Origin of the sequence: Paenibacillus sp. FSL R10-2778 (assembly GCF_038593035.1) — a bacterium.
Lineage (GTDB): Bacteria > Bacillota > Bacilli > Paenibacillales > Paenibacillaceae > Paenibacillus_AQ > Paenibacillus_AQ odorifer.
Genome location: NZ_CP151956.1, coordinates 2,156,400 through 2,177,783, shown reverse-complemented (window position 1 = coordinate 2,177,783; position 21,384 = coordinate 2,156,400). Strand labels below are relative to the sequence as shown.

General features: G+C 46.8%; 24 protein-coding genes and 1 pseudogene. 4 read left to right on the top strand and 21 right to left on the bottom strand.

All coding sequences use genetic code 11. The features are described 5' to 3' along the window. Nucleotides 1-55: 55 nt before the first annotated feature. The 5 genes from NST40_RS09435 to NST40_RS09415 form a co-directional block, all read right to left on the bottom strand. Nucleotides 56-1,057 carry an acetyl-CoA carboxylase carboxyltransferase subunit alpha gene (locus NST40_RS09435; RefSeq protein ID WP_076276419.1) on the bottom strand — a complete coding sequence of 334 codons (1,002 nt, stop codon included), beginning with the start codon at nucleotides 1,055-1,057 and terminating at the stop codon, nucleotides 56-58. A gap of 1 nt (nucleotide 1,058) precedes the next feature. Next, nucleotides 1,059-1,952: an acetyl-CoA carboxylase, carboxyltransferase subunit beta gene (gene accD / locus NST40_RS09430; protein WP_076124903.1), complete on the bottom strand. Its 894-nt coding sequence runs from the start codon at nucleotides 1,950-1,952 to the stop codon at nucleotides 1,059-1,061. A gap of 72 nt (nucleotides 1,953-2,024) precedes the next feature. Beyond that, nucleotides 2,025-2,213, bottom strand: a complete 189-nt coding sequence (locus NST40_RS09425) for a hypothetical protein (protein ID WP_036678895.1) — start codon at nucleotides 2,211-2,213, stop codon at nucleotides 2,025-2,027. A gap of 146 nt (nucleotides 2,214-2,359) precedes the next feature. Beyond that, nucleotides 2,360-2,860: a phosphatidylglycerophosphatase A gene (locus NST40_RS09420; protein ID WP_036678892.1), complete on the bottom strand. Its 501-nt coding sequence runs from the start codon at nucleotides 2,858-2,860 to the stop codon at nucleotides 2,360-2,362. A gap of 74 nt (nucleotides 2,861-2,934) precedes the next feature. Next, nucleotides 2,935-6,576: a DNA polymerase III subunit alpha gene (locus tag NST40_RS09415; RefSeq protein WP_076218923.1), complete on the bottom strand. Its 3,642-nt coding sequence runs from the start codon at nucleotides 6,574-6,576 to the stop codon at nucleotides 2,935-2,937. A gap of 141 nt (nucleotides 6,577-6,717) precedes the next feature. Between NST40_RS09415 and NST40_RS09410 the strand changes: the two genes are divergently transcribed. From NST40_RS09410 to NST40_RS09400, 3 genes are all read left to right on the top strand, one after another. Then, nucleotides 6,718-7,041 (top strand): YtrH family sporulation protein, encoded by a 324-nt coding sequence (locus NST40_RS09410; protein WP_036678886.1) that lies wholly within the window; start codon nucleotides 6,718-6,720, stop codon nucleotides 7,039-7,041. A 5-nt stretch (nucleotides 7,042-7,046) separates the two neighbouring features. After that, nucleotides 7,047-7,547, top strand: coding sequence for a DUF4044 domain-containing protein (locus NST40_RS09405; RefSeq protein WP_038569663.1), 501 nt, complete (start codon nucleotides 7,047-7,049; stop codon nucleotides 7,545-7,547). Between the two features lie 83 nt (nucleotides 7,548-7,630). After that, nucleotides 7,631-7,939 (top strand): YtpI family protein, encoded by a 309-nt coding sequence (locus NST40_RS09400; RefSeq protein WP_076218922.1) that lies wholly within the window; start codon nucleotides 7,631-7,633, stop codon nucleotides 7,937-7,939. Nucleotides 7,940-8,073: 134 nt separating this feature from the next. Here NST40_RS09400 and NST40_RS09395 read toward each other — a convergent pair whose 3' ends face one another. Further along, nucleotides 8,074-9,408 (bottom strand): DRTGG domain-containing protein, encoded by a 1,335-nt coding sequence (locus NST40_RS09395; RefSeq protein ID WP_076124897.1) that lies wholly within the window; start codon nucleotides 9,406-9,408, stop codon nucleotides 8,074-8,076. Between the two features lie 306 nt (nucleotides 9,409-9,714). Between NST40_RS09395 and NST40_RS09390 the strand changes: the two are divergent. Continuing rightward, a pseudogene (locus NST40_RS09390) lies at nucleotides 9,715-9,897 on the top strand (DUF4236 domain-containing protein); the annotation flags it as partial. 216 nt (nucleotides 9,898-10,113) lie between these two features. Here NST40_RS09390 and NST40_RS09385 read toward each other — a convergent pair. The 15 genes from NST40_RS09385 to NST40_RS09315 all read right to left on the bottom strand — a co-directional run bounded on the left by NST40_RS09385 (nucleotide 10,114) and on the right by NST40_RS09315 (nucleotide 21,374). Then, the gene (locus NST40_RS09385) at nucleotides 10,114-10,449 is read right to left on the bottom strand and encodes a YolD-like family protein (protein WP_341120827.1); all 336 of its coding nucleotides are present in this window, start codon (nucleotides 10,447-10,449) and stop codon (nucleotides 10,114-10,116) included. Nucleotides 10,450-10,459: 10 nt separating this feature from the next. Continuing rightward, nucleotides 10,460-10,654, bottom strand: a complete 195-nt coding sequence (locus NST40_RS09380) for a hypothetical protein (RefSeq protein ID WP_342410616.1) — start codon at nucleotides 10,652-10,654, stop codon at nucleotides 10,460-10,462. Nucleotides 10,655-10,863: 209 nt separating this feature from the next. Continuing rightward, nucleotides 10,864-11,070 carry a transcriptional regulator gene (locus tag NST40_RS09375; protein ID WP_341120822.1) on the bottom strand — a complete coding sequence of 69 codons (207 nt, stop codon included), beginning with the start codon at nucleotides 11,068-11,070 and terminating at the stop codon, nucleotides 10,864-10,866. A 662-nt stretch (nucleotides 11,071-11,732) separates the two neighbouring features. Beyond that, nucleotides 11,733-12,446 (bottom strand): N-acetylmuramoyl-L-alanine amidase, encoded by a 714-nt coding sequence (locus NST40_RS09370; RefSeq protein WP_076098421.1) that lies wholly within the window; start codon nucleotides 12,444-12,446, stop codon nucleotides 11,733-11,735. Further along, nucleotides 12,446-12,712 carry a phage holin family protein gene (locus tag NST40_RS09365; protein ID WP_341120820.1) on the bottom strand — a complete coding sequence of 89 codons (267 nt, stop codon included), beginning with the start codon at nucleotides 12,710-12,712 and terminating at the stop codon, nucleotides 12,446-12,448. Before NST40_RS09365 ends, NST40_RS09370 begins: the two co-directional genes overlap by 1 nt. Before the next feature lie 23 nt (nucleotides 12,713-12,735). After that, a complete protein-coding gene (locus NST40_RS09360; RefSeq protein WP_051491604.1) occupies nucleotides 12,736-12,957 on the bottom strand; it encodes a BhlA/UviB family holin-like peptide in 222 nt (73 codons plus the stop codon). A gap of 77 nt (nucleotides 12,958-13,034) precedes the next feature. Then, nucleotides 13,035-13,136, bottom strand: a complete 102-nt coding sequence (locus tag NST40_RS09355; RefSeq protein WP_340395306.1) for a CD1375 family protein — start codon at nucleotides 13,134-13,136, stop codon at nucleotides 13,035-13,037. After that, complete coding sequence (locus tag NST40_RS09350; protein WP_342410615.1) at nucleotides 13,129-13,746, bottom strand: hypothetical protein; 618 nt, start codon at nucleotides 13,744-13,746, stop codon at nucleotides 13,129-13,131. The genes NST40_RS09355 and NST40_RS09350 overlap by 8 nt, the downstream gene beginning before the upstream one ends. Before the next feature lie 13 nt (nucleotides 13,747-13,759). Beyond that, on the bottom strand, nucleotides 13,760-17,683 hold the full coding sequence (locus tag NST40_RS09345) for a pyocin knob domain-containing protein (RefSeq protein ID WP_342410614.1): 3,924 nt from the start codon (nucleotides 17,681-17,683) through the stop codon (nucleotides 13,760-13,762). An 18-nt stretch (nucleotides 17,684-17,701) separates the two neighbouring features. Continuing rightward, a complete protein-coding gene (locus NST40_RS09340; RefSeq protein ID WP_076316786.1) occupies nucleotides 17,702-18,343 on the bottom strand; it encodes a hypothetical protein in 642 nt (213 codons plus the stop codon). After that, nucleotides 18,336-19,511, bottom strand: a complete 1,176-nt coding sequence (locus NST40_RS09335; protein WP_341109813.1) for a baseplate J/gp47 family protein — start codon at nucleotides 19,509-19,511, stop codon at nucleotides 18,336-18,338. Before NST40_RS09335 ends, NST40_RS09340 begins: the two co-directional genes overlap by 8 nt. Continuing rightward, nucleotides 19,501-19,866: a DUF2634 domain-containing protein gene (locus tag NST40_RS09330; RefSeq protein ID WP_341120815.1), complete on the bottom strand. Its 366-nt coding sequence runs from the start codon at nucleotides 19,864-19,866 to the stop codon at nucleotides 19,501-19,503. The genes NST40_RS09335 and NST40_RS09330 overlap by 11 nt, the downstream gene beginning before the upstream one ends. Next, a complete protein-coding gene (locus NST40_RS09325; RefSeq protein WP_341120813.1) occupies nucleotides 19,854-20,267 on the bottom strand; it encodes a Gp138 family membrane-puncturing spike protein in 414 nt (137 codons plus the stop codon). Before NST40_RS09325 ends, NST40_RS09330 begins: the two co-directional genes overlap by 13 nt. Further along, entirely contained in the window at nucleotides 20,264-21,058 is a 795-nt protein-coding gene (locus tag NST40_RS09320; protein ID WP_342410613.1) for a hypothetical protein, read from the bottom strand. The genes NST40_RS09325 and NST40_RS09320 overlap by 4 nt, the downstream gene beginning before the upstream one ends. Further along, a complete protein-coding gene (locus tag NST40_RS09315) occupies nucleotides 21,048-21,374 on the bottom strand; it encodes a hypothetical protein (RefSeq protein ID WP_341120811.1) in 327 nt (108 codons plus the stop codon). Before NST40_RS09315 ends, NST40_RS09320 begins: the two co-directional genes overlap by 11 nt. Nucleotides 21,375-21,384 lie beyond the last annotated feature (10 nt).

The following is a 21,384-nucleotide window of genomic DNA, read 5'->3' as shown; positions in this document are numbered from 1 at the left end:
CAAAAGACCCACTAAGTATAGCTATATGTCTTAAAGTGCAAATGATTTTGCACTTTTACACTTCTGACTTCACTTCTTCTTCAATAAGAATTTGTTCCTGCTGAGCCTCTGCAAACTCACCAATTTTACGGAATTTACGGTATCGATCATCCTTCAATTCCACTGAGTTCATCTGGGTTAGCTCCTGCAGATGCCGCCATAATGCATCCTTAATCGCCGCTGCCGTTGCTTCGTAATCCCGATGAGCGCCGCCTTTAGGCTCTGGTACGATCTCTTCTATAACTTCCATCTCAAGCAGATCAGCAGCCGTTATCTTCATGGCTTCTGCCGCTTGATCAGCCTTCGAAGCATCCTTCCACAGAATAGAGGCCGCTCCGTTAGGAGATATCGCCGAATAAATGGCATGTTCCAGCATGAGCACTCTATTTCCAACCGCCAATGCCAGGGCGCCACCGCTTCCGCCTTCACCGATGACCACACAGATTACAGGGACACCAAACTGAGACATCTCGCGTAAATTGCGGGCAATCGCTTCGGATTGACCTCTTTCCTCGGCTGTGTTGCCTGGGTATGCACCTTTCGTATCCACGAAGGTAATAATGGGACGTTTGAACTTGTCCGCTTGCTGCATCAGACGCAGCGCTTTACGGAAGCCCTCAGGGTGTGCACTGCCGAAGAATCGTAAAATATTTTCTTTGGTGTCTTTACCGCGCTGCTGGCCAATAACTGTAACCGGCAACCCATTTAGTTTAGCGATGCCGCCTACAATAGCAAGATCATCCCCAAACATCCGATCACCGTGGAGCTCAATAAAATCTGTGAAGATCTGCCCCATAAGATCAAGGGAAGTCGGACGTCCTTGATGTCTAGCCAAATGCATTTTTTGCGAAGGAGAAATATTAGAATATATCTCTTCCTCGAGCACACGGTATCGTTCTTCCAGCCTAGCTACCTCGTCCGTAAAATCAATACCCTTCTCTTCGCCAAACTGCTTCAGTTCAGCAATCTTCTTGCGCATTTCTACCAGAGGCATTTCAAAAGGCAACTCTCCTGCCAACCTAAAATCCCCCTTTCACGTCATGCAGCTCCAAAATTTTAGTCAATGTAGCGCGCATTTCTTTGCGGTGCACGACCATATCAAGCAACCCATGCTGAAGATTAAATTCAGCGGTCTGGAAATCATCCGGAAGCTTCTGGCGAATGGTCTGCTCAATGACTATACGTCCTGCGAAACCAAATACCGCTCCAGGCTCTGCAATAATTATATCACCAAGGCTGGCAAAACTCGCAGATACTCCACCGGTAGTAGGATCCGTAATAATCGAGATGTAAAGACCTCCAACCTCGTTAAAACGAGCCAGCGCAGCGCTGGTCTTCGCCATTTGCATTAGACTAAGAATACTCTCCTGCATTCTCGCTCCACCAGAAGTAGAGAAAATAAGGAGTGGAAGCTGTTGCTCTGTGGCCTCTTCTATCGCACGGGTGATCTTCTCCCCTACTACAGAGCCCATACTGCCTGAGAAAAATTCAAAATTCATCACAGCTACGATGACTGGATGGCCACCAATGGAGCCCTGACCCGTAATTACGGCTTCAGTTTGTCCAGATTTCAGCTGCTGTTGCTCCACTTTGGAAGCGTAACCCGGAAATTTCAGCGGGTCGATAGAATACATTTCACTGTCAAACTCAATAAAGCCCTCAGGGTCTAATGTCATTGCAATACGCTCCACAGCATTTAGGCGTAAGTGGTGACCACAATTAGGACATACCTTTAGGTTCTTCTCTAATTCCTTACTATACTGGATCGTTCCGCATTTATTACATTTGCTCATTAATCCTTCAGGGATTTCACGTTTGGGGCGTTCGCCTTCCGCAGGCCCGCCGCTCCGCTCCAGACGTTCTGAAGGAATAGTCGCGTACTTCCGTTTCTTCTGAAATAAATCTTTGAACACACCCGCACCTCTTCAGCCGTTTATTTGCGTTATGCAGCTTGCCGCTGTCATGACTTTTGTCTTGTAAGAAACTCAGGGATGCAGAATAAGATTAAGGACTTCCTGTACTTCCTCCAGCTCACCTGAAGGAACCAATATCTCAAACTGCTGCTTGGACATATTGATTGGACGGCATTCTACCAAAAAACCTTCTTCTGTCAGCTTACTCTTAATCATATCCGCCACTCTGGCGGTCGGCGCGATATATATTACCGTCCACATGCCCTGCAAGGCCTCCCCAATCTTAATTCCCAGCCGTATCCCGTATAATGGAATTATGATAACACAGTTTTCTTTTTTCCCGCAACAGGAGTAGGGCATAGGAAGCAAGACTGAGGAACTTGTTCAAACGAAATAAAGGGGCTCAATTATTCCTTGTCCGTGCCTAAAGGATATACTTTTGCCCCTTCATGCCGATGAGCAATTCTGGCGGAAGCGGCGGCAGCAATGCCGGCAACAAGGTCATCCAAGAATACATGAATCCTACCTTTATCATCGTTCAGTTCACCAATGATTCCAAGCTTTATTTTGTCCAAATACCCAAAACCTGTCAGTCCGATCATCCCATATACCCCTGTAATACCAAGCGCCAGAGTCTCGTCCGCTCCGTAGAGGGATTCATCAGCCTCCATTACCGCCTGCAGCGGCTGTGGAAGCAGTTTTTTCTCGGCTAATTCATCAAGAGCAACACCTGTCATTAAAGTATACTGCACTTCTCTTTTGCCCAAAACAGACTTGACGCTGGACAGACATTCATCCTTGGTTAAACCAGGATAATAAACCGATTGTAAAATATATACGATTTCAGCAATGGAGGAAAGTGATACACCTCTGCGTTCCAACAGATCTACTGCCATTTGATAGGACATGCTGCGACTCCCCTTTCCGTACAGGGATGTGCCCTGTGGTTTCCTAATGTATGCGGAAAAGGGGAGAATTGTTCTTATTTTATTCTTACCGTACCTGCACCCAGCATAACCTCGATCGCCGCAAAAAGTTCCTCGGACGGCTTAATTCGATAATTATCGCTAAGAGCTAGGAGCTTCTGATCCTGTTCATAGAACAGAAGCGTCGCAGCAGGACCGGGATGATTCTGCAGCAGCTCTTTCAGGCGCGACAGCAACGCTGCATTCTCTGAGGCCGGCGTGATCTTGATAAAGACACGCTGGCCTGAGGTCGCCGCTGTTGTTGGCGCGGCCTGTGCAGGTGTTACAGGCGGCGTTGTGCCGCCTGCTGGCCTGGCAGCCGGACCAGTGGCGGCACCACTGGTCCGGGAAGCAGGAGCTGCGCCGCGTGGCGGCGCTCCTGCCGAGGCCGAGCGTCCCGCGCTGTACGAGCGGGACGCGGCGGCACTGCGGCGCTGCAACAGCCCGCGGAGAGCCTCCGCAGACAGCAGCGCCACTTCCTCGGCCAGCAGCTTGAAGCCTTCGTCTTCCTGCTGCACCTTAGCGCGCAAGGCCAGCAACGCGCCCTTGGCAATCAAGCTGCGGCTTCGCTTCCACACCTCAGGGAAGAGCACGACCTCGCAGCGCTCGATCTGATCTTCCCATTCGACGAAGGCCATCGATTTTCCTTGCTTCGTCGTAATTTCCTTAACGGATACTACCATTCCGGCCGTAACCGTCTGGCTCTCATCCGCGGCTTCACCAAGATCCATCAGCCGCTGCATGCCGGGCTCCTCAAGCAGTTCCGCGCTATCATCAAGCGGATGGCCCGAAAGATATAACCCCAGCAGCTCACGTTCCATCTCCAGCTGCTGGCCAATGGTGAACTTAGGGATATCCGGATAGCGGATTTCCCAGTTCGGTGTCTCGACCAAATCGTCGAACAGCTGGATTTGCAGTTCATCCCGCTCCTTGCGCCATTTCAGCGCAGCGTCAACCGTCTCGTCCAGCATAGCCAGCAGCTGGGCGCGGTGACCTGGCAGACAGTCAAAAGCTCCCGCCTGCAGCAAAGATTCCACTACCCGCTTATTACAGACCCGCAGGTCCACACGTCGACAGAAATCTAGCAGACTGTCGAACGGCCGCTCCTTGCGGACCGCCATAATGTTCTCCACTGCCAGCGTGCCAACGTTCTTAATGGCTGCGAGTCCAAAGCGGATATGCCCGGTTCCGGTTCCTTCACCAGGAACCGGAGTAAACAATACGCCGCTCTCGTTCACATCCGGCGGCAACACGCCGATGCCTGTGCGGCGGCAGTCCAGCACATACTCCGCTACCTTGCGGTGAGTGCCCATTACAGCGGTCAACATAGACGCCATAAACTGCACCGGATAATGTGCCTTGAGATAGGCTGTCTGGAAAGCCAATACTCCATAAGCCGCGGCATGAGCACGCGGGAAGCCGTAATCAGCAAAGCGCACGATCATGTCATAAACAGCATTTGCATCCGTTTCATTATACCCCTGCTGCAAGCTGCCTTGAACAAAATGGCTCCGTTCCTTATCCAGCGTCTCACGTTTTTTCTTTGAGACCGCTCGACGGAGCAGATCCGCTTCTCCTAACGAGAAGCCCGCCATCAGAGAAGCAATCTGCATGATCTGTTCCTGATACACAATGATCCCATAGGTGTCCGCTAAAATAGCCTTCAAATCAGAATGTGGATACTCTACTTCAATCTCACCGTGTTTGCCTGCTATATATTTCGGGATAAATTCCATCGGACCCGGACGATACAGCGCTAGAACCGATACAATATCTTCAAAGCCGTTAGGCTTCAGATCTTTAAGTACTCGTCTAACGCCCGCCGACTCCAGCTGGAAGACCCCTGTTGTCTCACCAGCCCCAAGCATTTCATACGTAGCTGGATCATGATCTGGGATGACACGGAAATCCGGAACACTTCCGCTCATTTCTCTAATCGAATTCATGCAGCGTTCGATAATCGACAACGTGCGCAAACCCAGAAAATCCATTTTCAACAGCCCGACACTCTCCAAATGCTCCATAGAGTATTGGGTTAACGCCGTACTTTCGTTACCTTCCTGAAGTGGGACTGCATCGGTCAACGGACCCTTCGAGATAACAACCCCCGCTGCATGTGTCGAAGCATGGCGGGGCATGCCCTCCACCTTCATAGCCATATCCAGCAGCCCTTTTATCTTTGGATTGCTATCATACAGTGCTTTAAGATCTGGTGTACTCTCCAGCGCTCTGGCAAGGCTGATCCCTAGTTGACCAGGTATAAGCTTGGCAGCTTTGTCTACCTCGTTATAAGGCAAGTTCAGCACCCTGCCTACATCACGTACGGCAGCCCGTGCAGCCATAGTTCCGAAAGTAATAATTTGCGCCACATGTTCTTTGCCGTATTTCTCCACTACATAACCAATAACCTCATCACGCCGTTCATCACTAAAATCGATATCAATATCCGGCATGGTGATCCGTTCTGGATTTAGAAAACGTTCAAAGAGCAAGTTATATTTCAATGGGTCCACGTCAGTTATTCGCAAAGAGTATGCGGTGAGACTACCCGCGGAGGATCCCCGTCCGGGTCCCGTAGCAATTCCCTGACGATGACAATAAGCAATAAAATCCCACACAATTAGAAAATAATCGCTGAAGCCCATACTCTCGATAACGCCCAGTTCATAGGTCAGACGCTTCTCAGCCGTCTCTCTTTGCTCAGGTGTAGTCCATTGCGGTGTATCTATATATCGTTCCTCCATCCCCTTCCAGCACAGCTCACGCAAATAAGCAGCGGAATCCATGCCTTCAGGGAGCGGAGAATAGGCAGGCAGAATATGATTGCCGAAGGTCAGCTCCAAATTACATTTTTCTGCGATCAATAAGGTATTGGCGATAGCCTGCGGCACATGCGGAAACAAGGCCGCCATTTGCTCGCTGCTTTTTAGAAACAGCTGATCTGTTCCGATCTTGAGACGTTCCTCATCATCCACCGTTTTGCCTGTTCCGATGCAGATCAGCACATCCTGAACCTCAGCATCTTCCTTCGCTAAATAATGGACATCATTCGTCACCACAAGTGGAATTTCACAGTCCTCGGCAAGGGCGATCAGCTTGGGATTGACTCTCTTTTGCTCGGAGATCCCGTGGTCTTGCAGCTCCAGATAGAAATCTTCGCCAAAAATCGCCTTATATCGCAGCGCAGCCTTGCGCGCCTCCTCATCACGTCCATGCAGCAGATGCTGCGGCACTTCTCCGCCCAGACAAGCACTTAGGCAGATAATCCCCTCTGAATGAGCTGCCAGCACTTCCATATCAATTCGTGGTTTATAATGATGGCCTTCCAGATGGCCGATAGAGATCAGCTTCATCAGGTTCTTGTAGCCGGTTTCATTCTTGACGAGCAGAATCAAGTGGTAGATCGGTTGATCTTTTCGACTGCCCCGCTCACGGCGTGAACCCGCGGTTAAATAAGCTTCACAGCCAATAATCGGCTTGATTCCATTCTCTTTACACGCTTTATAAAAGGGGATGGCCCCGTACATCACTCCATGATCCGTAAGCGCCAGCGACTTCATGCCGTATTCGCCGGCCCGGCGCACGAGATCGGTAATGCGCGCCGCCCCGTCCAGTAAACTGTATTCGCTGTGCACATGCAAATGCACGAAAGGGCTCATAACCCCACTTCCTCTCTACTGCAAAAATCAAACATAAGATGAAACTATTTTATCATATTAAAGGGGGACCCGCCCATAGAATGGATTAAGAGCATAAGGACAGGCAAAGCTTGTAAATGCCTCGTCCGGGAAGGGGCCTGTATGAGCATTTTTATGAGCAAAGCTATCCTCGACTTCTTTATCGCCTTCGGCATCGTGCTTGGCGGAGCTATGCTCGGCGGAATCGGCGCCGTTGTATCCCTGCAACCGCCGACGCAAACGATGCTGGATGTGGCAGATCGGATTAAAATATGGGCACTAGCAGCCGCTGTAGGAGGTACTATGGACCCTTTACGGGTCATTGAAAGCAACATGATCGGAGGCAACCTCTCCCCCGCCATCAAACAAATCATGTATCTTGCCTTCGCTTTTCTAGGAGCCCATATGGGCAGTGAGCTAGTAAAATGGGTGTGCGGCAGGGGGTAACGCCAGTGAGAGTTCCACCATTCAGTCGTTTTCGCAGATTCACCCAGATCTCCGCTATATTCATGCTAGGGATCGTCGTAGGAGCTGTCATATACAATGCTATTTACCATGTAGGATATAACGTATTATGGCTGCATAATCAAGATCTGCGTGTACAGATCGAGCAATATCAAAAAGATATTCAGACACTCAAAAAATACAATAATACCTCAACCGTGATCAGAGAAATCAAAATTCGATCGGAGGAAAGCAAATCCAAAGAAGATACCCCACTTGACCCCGTAACTGTAAAATTAATCATAAGCCAAATGGGCTCAGATCTGGAACCGATGCGCGGCCGCAGCATGTTCGATATTGATACAGACAGCAAACTGGTTAGACTGCTGTTGGATGGTAAGCTATACATTGTGCGTGACAAGGAATACTCTGTCAAAATCCGAACCATGCTCGTCATGGAAGGCGTCCTGCAAATCTGGGTAGAAATCAGTCCTTTTAAGCGCAGCTGACAGCCATCGTGTGATACAATAATGGACAGACGTGGAAATTACTTCTTGGCTACTGCAAGACACGATAAAGGAGCTGGCTGTCCATGGTTTTATTTATCAAGTATTTATTGTTTATCCTGCTGGTGATCTTTGTAATCGGTGCCGCTGTGTTCAGCATATCCTCCCGCCGTGCCTTAAATCCCCAAGATAAAGGGCTGAAACGCTCCGTCATGAATGTGATGCTCGGTGCTATGCTCGTAACGCTGTCCTTAATATCCATGTTTTTGTTTCGCGGCTCTACCGTTAATATCATTGTTGAAGCTGCCTTTCTGCTGATTGGTGCGTTCAACATCTTCTCGGGGCTACGCAGCTATAGTTTTTACAGCCGTAGTCGCAGCCAGGAACAACACTAGTCGAAAGCTTAGCTGCTGTTCTGACGGAATAGAAAGAATAAAATAGACTCCCCTCTCTTTCAATGATGAGGGCAGTCTATTTAGCATGTATACGATCCTATTTACCGTATGCTATCCAGCTAGCAAACCATTTTTTAGCCATGATCAATGGATTGCAGCATCAGAACAGCTTTGGCTACCAGAGTATCCGAGTGGCTGATCTCAATTTCAAGCTTACAGGTACGGCGGCTGATTTCGAGCAGTCTCGGCATTACAATGATCGCATGTTCGATCTGTACCGGTCGGATAAAATAAGTGGACATATTATCTAGTACATAATCATTTCCTGTGATGTCCTTAGCTGCTTTAAATGCCGAGAGCGTCATAAGCGTAGACAATATCCCTTCAGAAATCGTCCCAAGATCCGTGGCCATCTGCGGCGTAATAAAGCCATGGAAGAACAACCGTCCCTCTTCGTCCCGCTCATCCGCAAAACCATTCCAAATGAGATGATCAAAAGTCTCTCCCAGCTGAGGTTGATTCCGGACATCGCGTAAGCTTTGCAGCACTTCTTTACGGGTTAGGGAGCCTACCAGTTTACGGTTACGGTCCACTATGGGCAGAAAATCCACGCCTTCCCACATCATGATCTGGGCCGCGGAGGCTAGTGAGGTTTGCAGTGCAGCCGTAACCGGACTGCGGATCATCGCTTTTTCAATGATCTGGCCTTCCGTCAATTCCTCTACATCGCGGCGACCGATAATGCCTATGACTCGGTTCCATTCATCCGTAACGGGAAAGCGCTGCTCTCCAGTTTCCTCAGAAACCTGTCGTAGCTCGCCGACGGTACTAGAGATTTTCAACGTATTCAGGCGCGGTTTGCTGTCGATAATATCCTCTACCAGCATAATTTTTTTCTTTATCAATCTATCAAAAATAGCACGGTTAATCATTGAAGCGACGGTAAACGTGTCATGTCTCGAAGAAATAATGGGAAGATCCAGCTCGTCTGCCAAGGCCTTCACTTCACGGCTCGTCCCAAAGCCCCCTGTCACCAAAACCCCCGCACCCTGCTCCAGCGCTAGAGAGTGAACATCATCACGGTTACCTACAATCAACAGACTGTCAGCGTCTATATAACGGATCATCGCATCGACCTTCATCGCCCCGATCACGTATTTATGCAGATGTTTATTTAGTCCACTTGCTCCGCCGAGCACATGCCCTTCAACAATATCAACTACATCGCCAAACGTCAGCTGCTCTGAAATGTTCCGAGGTTTCTTTTCTACACGAACTGTACCAATCCGTTCCTTCGTGATGACTATCCCGAGATTCTCAGCTTCCTTCACTGCACGGTAAGCAGTCCCTTCGCTGACTAGCATTTCTTTGGCGAGCTTGCGAACAGATATTTTGGTGCCTACCTTAAGACCTTCAATATGCTGCAGCAGTTGCTCGTGTTTAGTAATCGCATCGCCTTGACCTTCCAACTGTTACACCCCCATGCTCCGATCTGTACTATACTGTACCTATATATTATATACTTTCGCTTACCTGCGCAACCTTTCATTAATACACTATATACGGTTCTTTATTATCTTAACTATTAATAAACTGCCGTTTAGTTTCGCGTACTTTCATTAATATTGTGATTTTTTAGTTATTTCTTTCATGTGCTACGTTAAAAATAAACCAACCCACATTTCGAGTGCAAACACTAACAATGATAACTTATATATCATCATTCCTTAATGTATTATACAATAGGAATAAATTTCCTTGTTGGAGTGATTAATATGGGATCGTTCAGATTTAGAAAGTCTATAAATCTTGGTGGCGGTGTAAAGTTGAACGTAGGTAAAAAGGGCGTTGGAATTAGCGCCGGTGTAAAAGGTGCGCGAGTTAGTGCCGGTCCTAGTGGGAAAAGGGCTACAGTATCCCTTCCTGGAACCGGGCTTTCATACTCTAAAAAAATTGGTGGAGGGAAATCGTCACATTCTAGTCGTAGTAACCCGACACTAAATGTGGATGAAATGACACCAAAACAAATTGAAAATCGAAAAAAGAATCTTACTATATTTAAGTTTATAGGTATTGCCTTTGCTCTATTGATTGTGATTCTTATCATCTTTACATAGCTAAACCCCGCCAATCAAAAGGCGGGGTTTTTAAATTCGTAAGCGCTTGGGAATTTACTATGTATTAGCACCTACAACATCCTCTATTTTAATCCATTCCCAATCATCATCATGACGAAACTTAATCTGACCCAGCTGACGGTCAACCCTCATAACTATTCCATGGATGGATCTGTCTTCATATTCCCCGAACAATTTAAGTGTGATCGGACTACAATCCTCTAACGATTGCGCTAATACCTCTGAGATTTCAGTTAAGGCTTGAGGGTCTAATTCGGGCTTTTTACGAGTCTCTTCGTTTAGGGCATCGTCAAGTATCCTGATTTTGTGTTCTGGCATAATCATTCGACTACTTTCCCACAGACCATTACCTTCTAGTTTTTTTCTCTGCATACATATCCCCCTAATAATACAGCCAATAGTCAGTGCTGCTAGCTACATTTTTAACCTTTTGTGCCTCTTCTGGATCTCGGTGTGATGGATTATCTCTTTCCCAACCAGAGATAATGCAGGCCATTTCAGGTGGCGTATTTGGATTCCATTCGATGTAGTTTTCCTCCGTCAACTCTTTCAACCCATTTCGGATATCAACTGGCATTCGTCCACTCAATCGTTCTAACTCAGGCAATGAAGGGAGACGACCAAAATGTCGTGAGTAGTGAGTAATGAGTAATGATCAATAAAAGCTTACGCGGTGTATCGCTTAACATAATTAACGCCCCCAAAATAAGAACACTTGTTTGTATTATATGTGCTTATTGGTTTTTTAATCAATGGTTTTTTATGACAAAAAAGAGCCGTTCAGGACTACTCCTGTGGCGGCTCTGTACATTCTCTTGATATCTTTTCTTCTATCGCTTCCAAAATGAAGGCGTTGCGACTCTTATCAAGTTGTTTAGCGACAGCGTCAATCTTTTCCCTGTCACCTTTCTTAACCCAAAGTTTCACTTGATCATAATTTGCGGCGTTGTACTTATCCTTTGCTCGTGTTGATGCCTTACCTTGCTGTTCCATAGGTTATCACCCCTTTGCTATAGGATACCACAAAAAATATACTGTTACCAGTATATAAATATGTTGACAATATACTGGTACCAGTATATAATTAAGATAAGAAAGGAGGTGAACAAGGCACATGAAGGATTGGGTTACGCTCCTTACAGCAATCATTCAACTCATTACCGCAACGCTGCTGCTAAAGGACAAAAAGAAAGGAACCAAAAAACGCCGCGGACCACGCAAACGTAAATAGGTTCCCGGAGAGTGAGGGTTGCACCCCTTGCTCTCCACCCAATCATAACATAAACGGTTTGAACGATACAATTAGTCGGCGGGCATATACAGGAGGAAAAAAGGAAATGGCAAGATTAGCTATAGTTCTCTGGAGTTTTGGTGGATCAAATGAAATTTGGGTGACTGAGGAAGAACTTTTTGATCTTGAACAGTCACCGTCAGTTTCTAAGATTTTCTTTAAGTAACGGGGGGCTGCGGCCCCTCTAAAGGAGGAATAAATTATGTTGAACGTGATTACCTGGATAGTAATTGTTGCTGCATTGGTCCTCTCGATTGCAGCACTAATTAAAGCCAGTGGACGCCGTTAATCCTTATAATAAAAAAAGCCCCACCGACCTGTTAAGGTTAGTAGGGCTTTTTTCATATCTCTAATCGTTAGATATTTACTTTTTGGTAGTGATAGTAGCCGTTTTAGTTTCGTTATCAAAAGATACTACTGCACCCAACGCTTTGCCGATGGCTGCCAATGGTACGTAAGTACGCCCCTCGATCAGAAAACTACCTTCATTCAGTTTTTCCCCATTTACTACAGTGCTAGCCTTATCCACCCTCACATCTTCCACCTCCTTAGTTTTTAGAGCAGTATACAACCGACTCCATGGAAATTTCGCACCGGGACAATAAGGCTTTCGCACCGGATCAATTTGAAAATGACCTATCACATGTTTCTCGTCCAAGATGATAGCTTTACCGTAGAGCCTTTTTACTTCATCACTAATAAATTTATGTAGCCATACGGAGGCAGCAAACTGCGCCTCTGTCAAACTACCATCCATACCCTCATGCTCGATACTGATAGTGTACTTATTAGGATTCGTTGGTGCTTGTTCCTTGACGATTGCCGCCTTGGCTTTGGGAATTGAATCGACTGTGATTCCGTTACACCAAGCCATTTTTGTTATATCAACGTATTGGTGGATCTCCCCCAATTTAGAAACGCCAAAATGAGCGCTACTAACTAAATTACCAGAAGATTGAAACCAACTATCCATAGAACTCATCGTACCGCCACTTATATGATTTACAATAGCAATCGGTATATGACCACCTCGACCGCTACAATTTGTGTGCTTATTTCCCTTCTGAAAGATTTGCATTACTCATCAACCCCCTTTTTTGCCTGCTTAAGCAACTGATTACCATATACAGCCACAGCTCCGCACAAGATGCCTTGTACAAAACTATCTACATTAAAGCCAAGAGTAAGACATACAATGATGATCGCGGCCAATGTGACCAGATAAATGATTGTCCAATCTGGTATTCTCGGAGTTTGTTTTAAGCAAAAGCCAATCGCCCAACATACAGCAACAATAAATAATATTTCCGGTTTAATAAAATTCGCAACTACATTCCATTCCATATCAATTCATCCTCTCAATATTATTAGTTTCTGTGTGGAAATCTCTCTTTCATTTCACGCAACTCCACAATGATTACATCGTATTTTTCAGAAAACTTACCTAGTAGATCCTGCAATCGTCCTTCCCTCTCTTTATTCGCGCGCATTACGTAGATCAGCAGCCAAACGAATAACACCGCGAATGGACCTTGCGTTAAAAAATATTTAAGTACATCCATTTCTGTCACGATTGCCCCTCCCCCCATCTATCTCCCCAAAATGAAAGCCCCCGGTGATCCGAGGGCAAAATAAAAACGCCTCTATAGGCGCCAGCTTTTTCTATCTATTCTTTTAGCAGTGCTGCTACTTCCTCACGTTTTGTTTCGGGCACCTGCTCCAGTGTCTTCAAATCCTTGCGTATCAAACTTGCATATACTTTAGCCATTATCTTCTTCACCTCCCTCTACGGTTTCTGAAGGTTCTGCCGAATCCTCTGGCGTTTCCGGTTTACCTCCGGTTTGTCCTGCAAGCACCAGCTCATACAACTCAGTTAGTGCCAATTGTGCCTCTACCGCCTCTTGTTTGGCAGTCTGTAACTCTTCATAATTTTCTGTAAGAGCAAGCTGCGCTTCTTGCAATTGGGTTTCAGTTTGCCCCAGTCTCTCCAACGACTCAGCAAGTTGTGTTTCTGTCCGCTTGAGTTTCATGTTGGTCTGCTCTAGCTCCTGTGCAGTCTTAGCACTTTCTCCCTCTACCATTTCGATACGTTTAATTAGCACCTCTGCTGGAACCTCGCCCGGATAGGTAAACTCTAAATCTTCGGTATCTGGATTAACACGGTAGCCATTACACTCCGCAAATTCTCGACGAAACTGACCGTATTTGAGCTTTACTACACCAATGGTATCGCGGACCCGTTCAGCCAGTGCCTTATATGTTGCAAAGTCCTGATCCTCGGTTGTCTCCACTACCAACCTACCTACCTGTTCACCCGTATTTACTACCACGTTTCCTGTTGCTTTATCAAAGTATATTTTCATTCCGATTTCCATCATAAAACCTCCTTTTTTATCTCCAAGCTGACCAACTAATGTTAACTAAATCCGGATTGTACGGAAGGGATGAACAAAAGGCATTACTACCCCATAAGTTAGGACTTAGCATCGCACCTGACGAAACTACATTCCCATAAGGGTTAGTCCCCGAAAACTCGGTATAAGACCACATAGTGATGTCAGAAGCAAAGAATACGAATGTACTTTGTGTAGATGCTCTAAAATAAGTGAATCGCACAATACGAGGGCTAAATGCTAACCCACTAACTCGGAATATACCATCTCCTCCACCTACCGAACCTGCATAGCCTTCTGCGTACATTCGCTCCACCAGTGTTCCTGTAACTCCAAATACTTCAACGCCGCTACGAATGTTAGCAGGGGCTAAGTCGCCCTCTACAGATCGTAGTTGTGCTGTTGTTACTTTTATTTCACCCGCCCCAGAGCCACCTTTGCGGTAGCCCTCTCTTGGGTACACCGCTAAGCTACCATCACCCCATTTCCCTACACTAAGAGCCGGATCTTCGCCAGATGTGATAACGGGCATGGTCCCCTGTTTCCCGAACATCGTCCTGTCACTTCTCCAAATGCTAGGGTCCGCTAAGTTATCTTCTCTCACACGAATAGAAGAAGTGGTATTGTAGTACCCCTCCGGTGTATTTAGGTACAAATCATACACGCTTAATGTTGCGCCCGCCGCATCCTTAGCGACGGAACGATTGTCTGGCATCGTCCCGTTCACCAGTCCGTTTTCTGTGCCTATCGTTTTTCCCGCCAAGACTTCCGCTGCTGTAGCTGTTCCATATTCACCCCCTTCACCCTGTAAGATAAAAGCCGTTCCATCGTATACAACCGTATAGACACCACCAAGAGCCAAAGGCGGGTTATTGCCATTTGGCTTTTTGATAGATTTAGCGCCCAGACCATTTACATTGAGTGTAACCGGACCTGTTGTAGCTGCATGTGCTTTAAAAGATATTCGATCTCCAGCTATAAGAGATGTTATGACACCACCCGCGATACTTGCTGTTAACGCTGGAGCTGTACCTTTAGTTAACCCAGCATAGGTTAAGGTACCGTTTGCGATTTCCCCCATGTTTTTTCCAGCATGTAAATCCGCATCCAGTCCACTACCTACCCCATCCACTGTAAGCAACTTTAATAAAATATCAGCGGCAGTGTATGAAGTCGCTGGCAAAGGGACGAAACCTAACGAAGAACCCATAACAGGCGAAGTGTGGACTCCTACTCCTATTGCACCCGCTACGACTACAGGCATAGCAATTTGAACTACAGACCCCGCCGTCGCAGCTATACCTGGAGCTGCGTTATAGTATCCATTGCTTGCGTGGACTGTTTTTTCGATATGCACCCATCCATCAGCAGGAGTCAAAGAAATATAGTTGGCAGATGTTGATACACCGTTTTTAGATAGTCTGCCATCTCTAGGTATTGAAATGGTTGTTCCCGTCTTAACCCTAACCCAGAAAGATACAGTATACGCCTTGCCAACTCCAGTTGCAGGGAAGTTACTATTTACCGTCATTAGATATGTCCCGGCAACATTTCCCGCATTCGCTGTACCTGAACCCATCGTATAGGACGCTATATAAAATTCTGTGCCGTACCTTGATCCACCAAGACTCATCGCGGTTAATAAGCTAGTTACGTCTTCCGTGAGCGCTCCTGCCGTACCTCCGTTAGTTGTGTTGTCATGGATGAACTTTCCCCCACTAGATACAGTAGTCCCATTCCAAGGAGATAAAAAAGAGTTATTGGCGAATGAGGTGGTGATTTGTAAAGATCTAGGGTCACCATCAATACCCATAAATCTACCTGAGTCCCCAAGTAAATTTACAACTCCCCCGTAAGGCAAATTATTCGCACTTACAAATCCGTTATTGTCTAGTCCCGCATATCCGTTAGCTACGTTCTTTCTATCCGAACCCTCAATTTCGATCCAAGGTCCCCACGTCATTTTTTTGATACGCTCGTATCTAACGTGACGCTCCCCGCTTATGCTCCCGGCGAGTTGTGTAGCCCGTTGTAGGACGTAAGAATCTCCTGTCGTGTGCCGCTGCACTTCTACGTAGTACCATCTATCCGTATAGGTAGTAGGTGCGTTCACTAGGTTCGACCCGTTGTAAAATCCGTTCTCAATAATGGTGTCTAGGTCCGTACCGTTATTTAGCAGGATGTTTCTGCCTATGCTAGAGGTTAACGGGTGCTTTTGGAACTCTCTTCCTGAAAACATTACCGCGTCGTCGGGAAGCACCTGTACAGGCTTCGGAAGTTGGTCGCTAAATCCTCCGGCGTAGATGGCAGACAATGAGAAGGTCGGTATAGGGACACCCGTACCCGATCCTGCTTCGATCTTCACTGTAGGAGTGTTTCCATTTGCGGCGATGGCTTCCACGGTAAACTTCCATTTAGCGAGGGCACTGTCGTAGACAATATCGGAGATCGCCATCATATTCGGCAGATTTCCTGTGACGTCCGTATACTGCGTTACCTGATAGTCTATGGTGCCACCTGCGGACGTGATGATGTTAAAACGCTTTGTGATCTTTCCGCCGCCATTACCTCCACTCCACCCTGCGGAGAGTGTCACGTCCATATACCCGTGTATTTTAGTACCTGTAATGAGAACGTCAAACCTCTGGTTTTTAACGTTCGTGAACGGTGCAGGTACCAGTACGACGCGTGCAGACCTACCGTTAAGAATATCCCCGTTGTACGCTACTAGTCTGGCAGAGTCTAAGCCAAGGTACCCACCCGGGATATCCTTGCGACTGGCGTTTTCATCCTCGATCCACTCTCCCCACACGCTGTTATAGCACTCCCGAATGTACGATCTCGGTACAGTAGCGAAGGTAGTAGCACGTTGGAAGAAGATAGTATTGGGGTTCTGTGAGTGGGAGAACACCTCGATAAAGAACCAAGCACCTGTGTTGTTACCTGGTGCGTTTATAAGAGGGTAACCATCGTACTGACCGTTACGGTTAACTGTGTTCAGGTCTGTACTAGGAGCTAGGCGGATGACCTTACCTGCGTTATCAGTGAGCTTGTACTTCTGGAACTCCTGCCCGGACTGAAGCACGGTGTCGTCGGGAATTGTCTGTACTGCTACAGGTAGTGCAGTAGGTGCTGCGCCGCTGTAAACAGCACTCAGATTCCACGTTGGTGGCGCAGTAGGGCTCGCATGCTTTACAGATACAGCAAAGGCAATAGCAGCCCCTGGCGCATGTCGTGCTTCTATACTTATTTTCCAACGAGAGTTAGTGGCGTCCCAACTAATATCAGATATAGATATGTGCTGATTGATAAGACCCGTTACTTCTGGGTATTGCGTGCTCTGATAATTTAGGGTAGTAGCAGCAGCAGCAACCACATTAAAACGCTTCGTCATTTTACCAGCTGCGTTCACTGCATTCCAACTAGCCGTCACAGTCACCTCAATGTAGCCTGACAAAGCACCAGTTGTAAATAAGTCAATCCTTTGATTAGCTACGCTGTTTGAAAAGGAAAACCCAAGAACACGTTCAGTTATTCTACTAGATAGTACTGTTCCATCAGCAACCATTAGTTTGTTTGCTTCCAAGAGAGCCACACCACTAGCAGCACCTTTCTGCGCCAATGGAATCGAAGCTGCCTTTGCTGCTTCACGAGCTGCGTCCGCCTTTGTCTGCGCTCCTTCAGGAGTTTCTTTGACATTCCATGCGGTTTGTTTAGCTGCTGTGACATGTATATTGTTATCTTCTGTATGCGTATCAAACTTGCTGCGGATCTCCTGGAAAACTTTATAAACTCTGTTAAAATACCAATTTAGCCATGCGGCTGGAGGTTTGTCGTTGATCTGCCAACCTGTCTTTCGCTTACTCTCTGGCGGCTCTATACCTGGTTCCTGCCATTCAGGAAGCTTTTCATTAAATGCCACTTTATTCCCTCCTAAATACTATATAGGTAATGGATAATCATCGCCTGGTGCGTATACCGTTCCTAACTCCCCACCCGTAGTCATATCCGTGTCCGAAAGTCCTAATGAGCTTGTTTCAAGCACATCATACTGAGAGGACAAAGCAAACGTCCCAGCAAGCTCAATTTGAGCCACTCGGACGCCTGCTGCAACCGTCTTTTGTATGATTCGGGCAAACTGTAATGGGGACATGCCAACCTCATTCAAGCGCCGGACTGGAACACGAATCAAGTTGATTGCCGCTGGCTCCGGCTCCAGTGGATCGGCAAATTTCTCTTGGATTTTGATATCTGAGTAATCACAGTCCAAAGCAAGGGCTAGCACCTGGATAATGGTGTTAACGTCCGTTTTAGATAGATTTCGGGCAATCTTGGACTTTAGCAGTACTCGGTATACCTCGTCAGTCGCTGCCCCTCGTGGCTGGACCACATTGGAGCCTATTCGGTCCAGCGTCGTGCCTTGGGCAGCATCAATGTCTTTCCACTCACGGACACGTTCCAGCGTCTCACCGACTCTTGCCAATTCCCCATGCAAAATGCTTATCATCTTACCCAAGTTGCTTTCCGGATTTTTATTATAGGTGTCCGCAAAGCGTCGTAGCATGTCCTTAACACTAAACATGACTGTTCACCATAATATCCGCCGCTCGTGCCCGAGCTACTTCATAAACCTGAATAGGCACATTAGAACTGCCAAGGCCTCCGCTCGTCTTGCCCACTGTTAAGATCATATCTTCGACCCCCTCAACATTGGATACAACACTGATTAATCGGGTATACACTACGGTTGCTCCCATGCTTAAGCCGTTGTAATAGGACCCTGCGGCATCTTCGCCGCCGATATACGTAATAATGGCTGATCGAATTTGGTCATCACCATCGATCGGGTATTGAGCGTTTTTGGTCACAGATACAGATACTTTGATCCCCACCTCGTTTGCACGGGAAAACTTAACCGTGTGCAGCTGTCCACCCAAATCGGCAACTTGCTTACTGATGCTCCCGTGAGCTTCTACGCCGCCGGACTTGGTTGCAAAGATTGCCTTAGAGATTTCCAGCTCATCCCCGCCCAGCACATAAGCTTCGAAAGACTTGGGTGGCCGTCCGGCAGCATCCTTTGTCATACCTGTGTTCTCGATGATCGCTGCTGCTCGGACGGTGGGCATTCTTAGCAGCGCTCCCCGAAGTGCATCCACGGAAGCCGCGCCGCCACCCGCCACGGACAAATCAAAGCGACTGCGAAATTCGGCGTCTGTCTCCTTTTCCCTGCCCCCCGTCACGGCTACAACGTTGGTCACACCAGTAATGTCCGGTACCGGGTTAACTACCACAGATATTGCCCCCGCCGCGACATTGCCTGATACTCCCGGTTCCAACGCCTCAATTGCAACGGTGGCGGCACCAGTGGTCAGTGTAACATCAGCCATTGTCTCAAACACTACACCGGATTTCGTCGCCGCACGGGTACCCGCCGGAACAGTAAAGCCTATAGTTCCCGTGATTTCCAATGATCCCGCTGCCCATTGGGCAAGCGTTCGGGATATACCAACTTGCGGACCCAGCCTATCCAAGTTGTTGCCGGTGGCCGTTGGAATATATCCGCTGTTGTATACGTCCTCTGCGGTGCTCCAAATAATAGCTAAAAACCAAGCAAAAATACGAAGTATAATTCCAAGCGGTGAGCGAACCGAAGTGTTAACCGTGTCTCCAAATGATTCCTTGGCTTTATCCTCCATTTGCGAAAATAGATCATCAAATCGTAGTCGTTTAAAACCTGTGCTATCCAACAACGGTCTCGACCCCCTCAACCGTAATTACATCGCCGTTGACAGCTGTAGCCGTAAAATCTGCTGTAGCTGTTCGTTTCTTTCTGTCAAAGGTTACAGTCACCGTATCTACGCTCTGAATACGCGGTTCTTGTAAAACTCCACTGGTCAATTCGTCGCGAATTTCTTCTTCAGTAACCCCTTTTCCAGTGATCCGCTTAAAATCAATACCCATGTCTGGATCCAGTATCCACTCGCCTTTATTGGTTCCTGCTGCCAAAGTGCAACATTGAGCAATTTCCTCAGGACCGGAGATTAGTTGCAATTCACCGTCTAAAAACACCAAATCACCGGAAATATCTAGTTTTATAGACTGCATGGTAACACCCCTACGATTACAGCATCCATTCGACTGTGTCGCCTTTCGGTGTCCGGGGCTGCCACTTGACCGGATAATGTATTTTTAAGTTCAGCATCAGCACAAACAACATAAACAACGTCTCCAGCCTTTAATAGTGGACGCATAATTGTTTCGAATTTCTGCATCCCAGCACCAAGATTAATTTCAAATTCGACCTTTTGCCCTACGACCGGGACAGACATTATCTGTGCGGGTTGTCCACTCGTCAGTTTAAGTAATGGCTGCACAACAGCATTCAACTTAGCATCATCGAAGGAAATAACCTTGCAAGGCATCGCAACACTGATATCGTCGCCTTGTGTACCCGCATACGCGCCAAGCAAACGGGAAAGTGCTCCTGCTGGATTTGCTCTACTCACATAATCGCCTCCGTTTCTGTGATAAAGTCTCCTGTATTGGAAAACTTATGGGTTCCACTACGAATATGAAGCTTTCCTGACCATTCCCTGCAAGTCAAATTAATAACAGAAGCCGTTGTGATTCGTTGTTGCAGCTGTGCGGAAATATTGTATCCCTGAATGCCATTGTCCTCGAAATATTCTGGAGATCCTATCAAACCCGTTTCTGGAGACAAGGCAAAAACAGAATCAGCACCATTACGAATATTTCGAATATAGAGTTTGCTTTGATTGATATAACAAGATGTTCCACAGTCCTTGCAAACCTCCGATATGATGTCGGTGACTTTTCCCTTTTCTGTGTAACCATCTTGATATCTGTAGTCCTGGTTAAGTGCCATTTGCGCTACAGGCAAACCGATATACCCCGCCATCTGCTTAATGATCGCACTGGCTAGTGTCCCCTTTGCAAAAGCAATCTCTGTAACTTCTCGCTTAGAGAGATCCTCACTATCCAAGACATAAACAGTCGTTATTTTATCTACGCCCTCCCATTTGGTTCGAACCGATGAAATTCGACCATGGAGGATAAGCCCAACATCTCCGGTGTAACCAGCATTCACCATTAGGACAGCGTTACGCTTGATGTTATTTATCGTTGTTTGTGACAGGTTCCATATCCTCAGTTCCGACTCATTAGGTAAAGTGTCGTTGTCAAATGGAACCGTCCCTTCCATCGTGTATTTATCAAGAGTGAATTTCATATTAGCAGTCATAATCTCCACGACACGGCCAAAATTTTTACTCGTCATCTTCCTCATCCTCATCAATAACAAACAAAAAGACGCTTATACCAAGCGTCTCCCATGTTACTGCTGTGCTTATTTCCGATTCATCCCAAGGAACAATAGGTAATCTAGGAAATCGGTTATCTTGGACGTCATAAAAGAGTGTTTGCCCATAAACTAACTTTTCCCCATATACCAGCACTTCTCCATTCTTTTCAAGATCCACCGTAAAAAAATCATAGTCAGCATTGTAATGGACTTCAAACCCAAACATTTCACCAGCGATAGATATGTCAAAACGATAAGGGATGTTGTCCTTCTCTATCTCGATAAATTCCATAATTCACCGC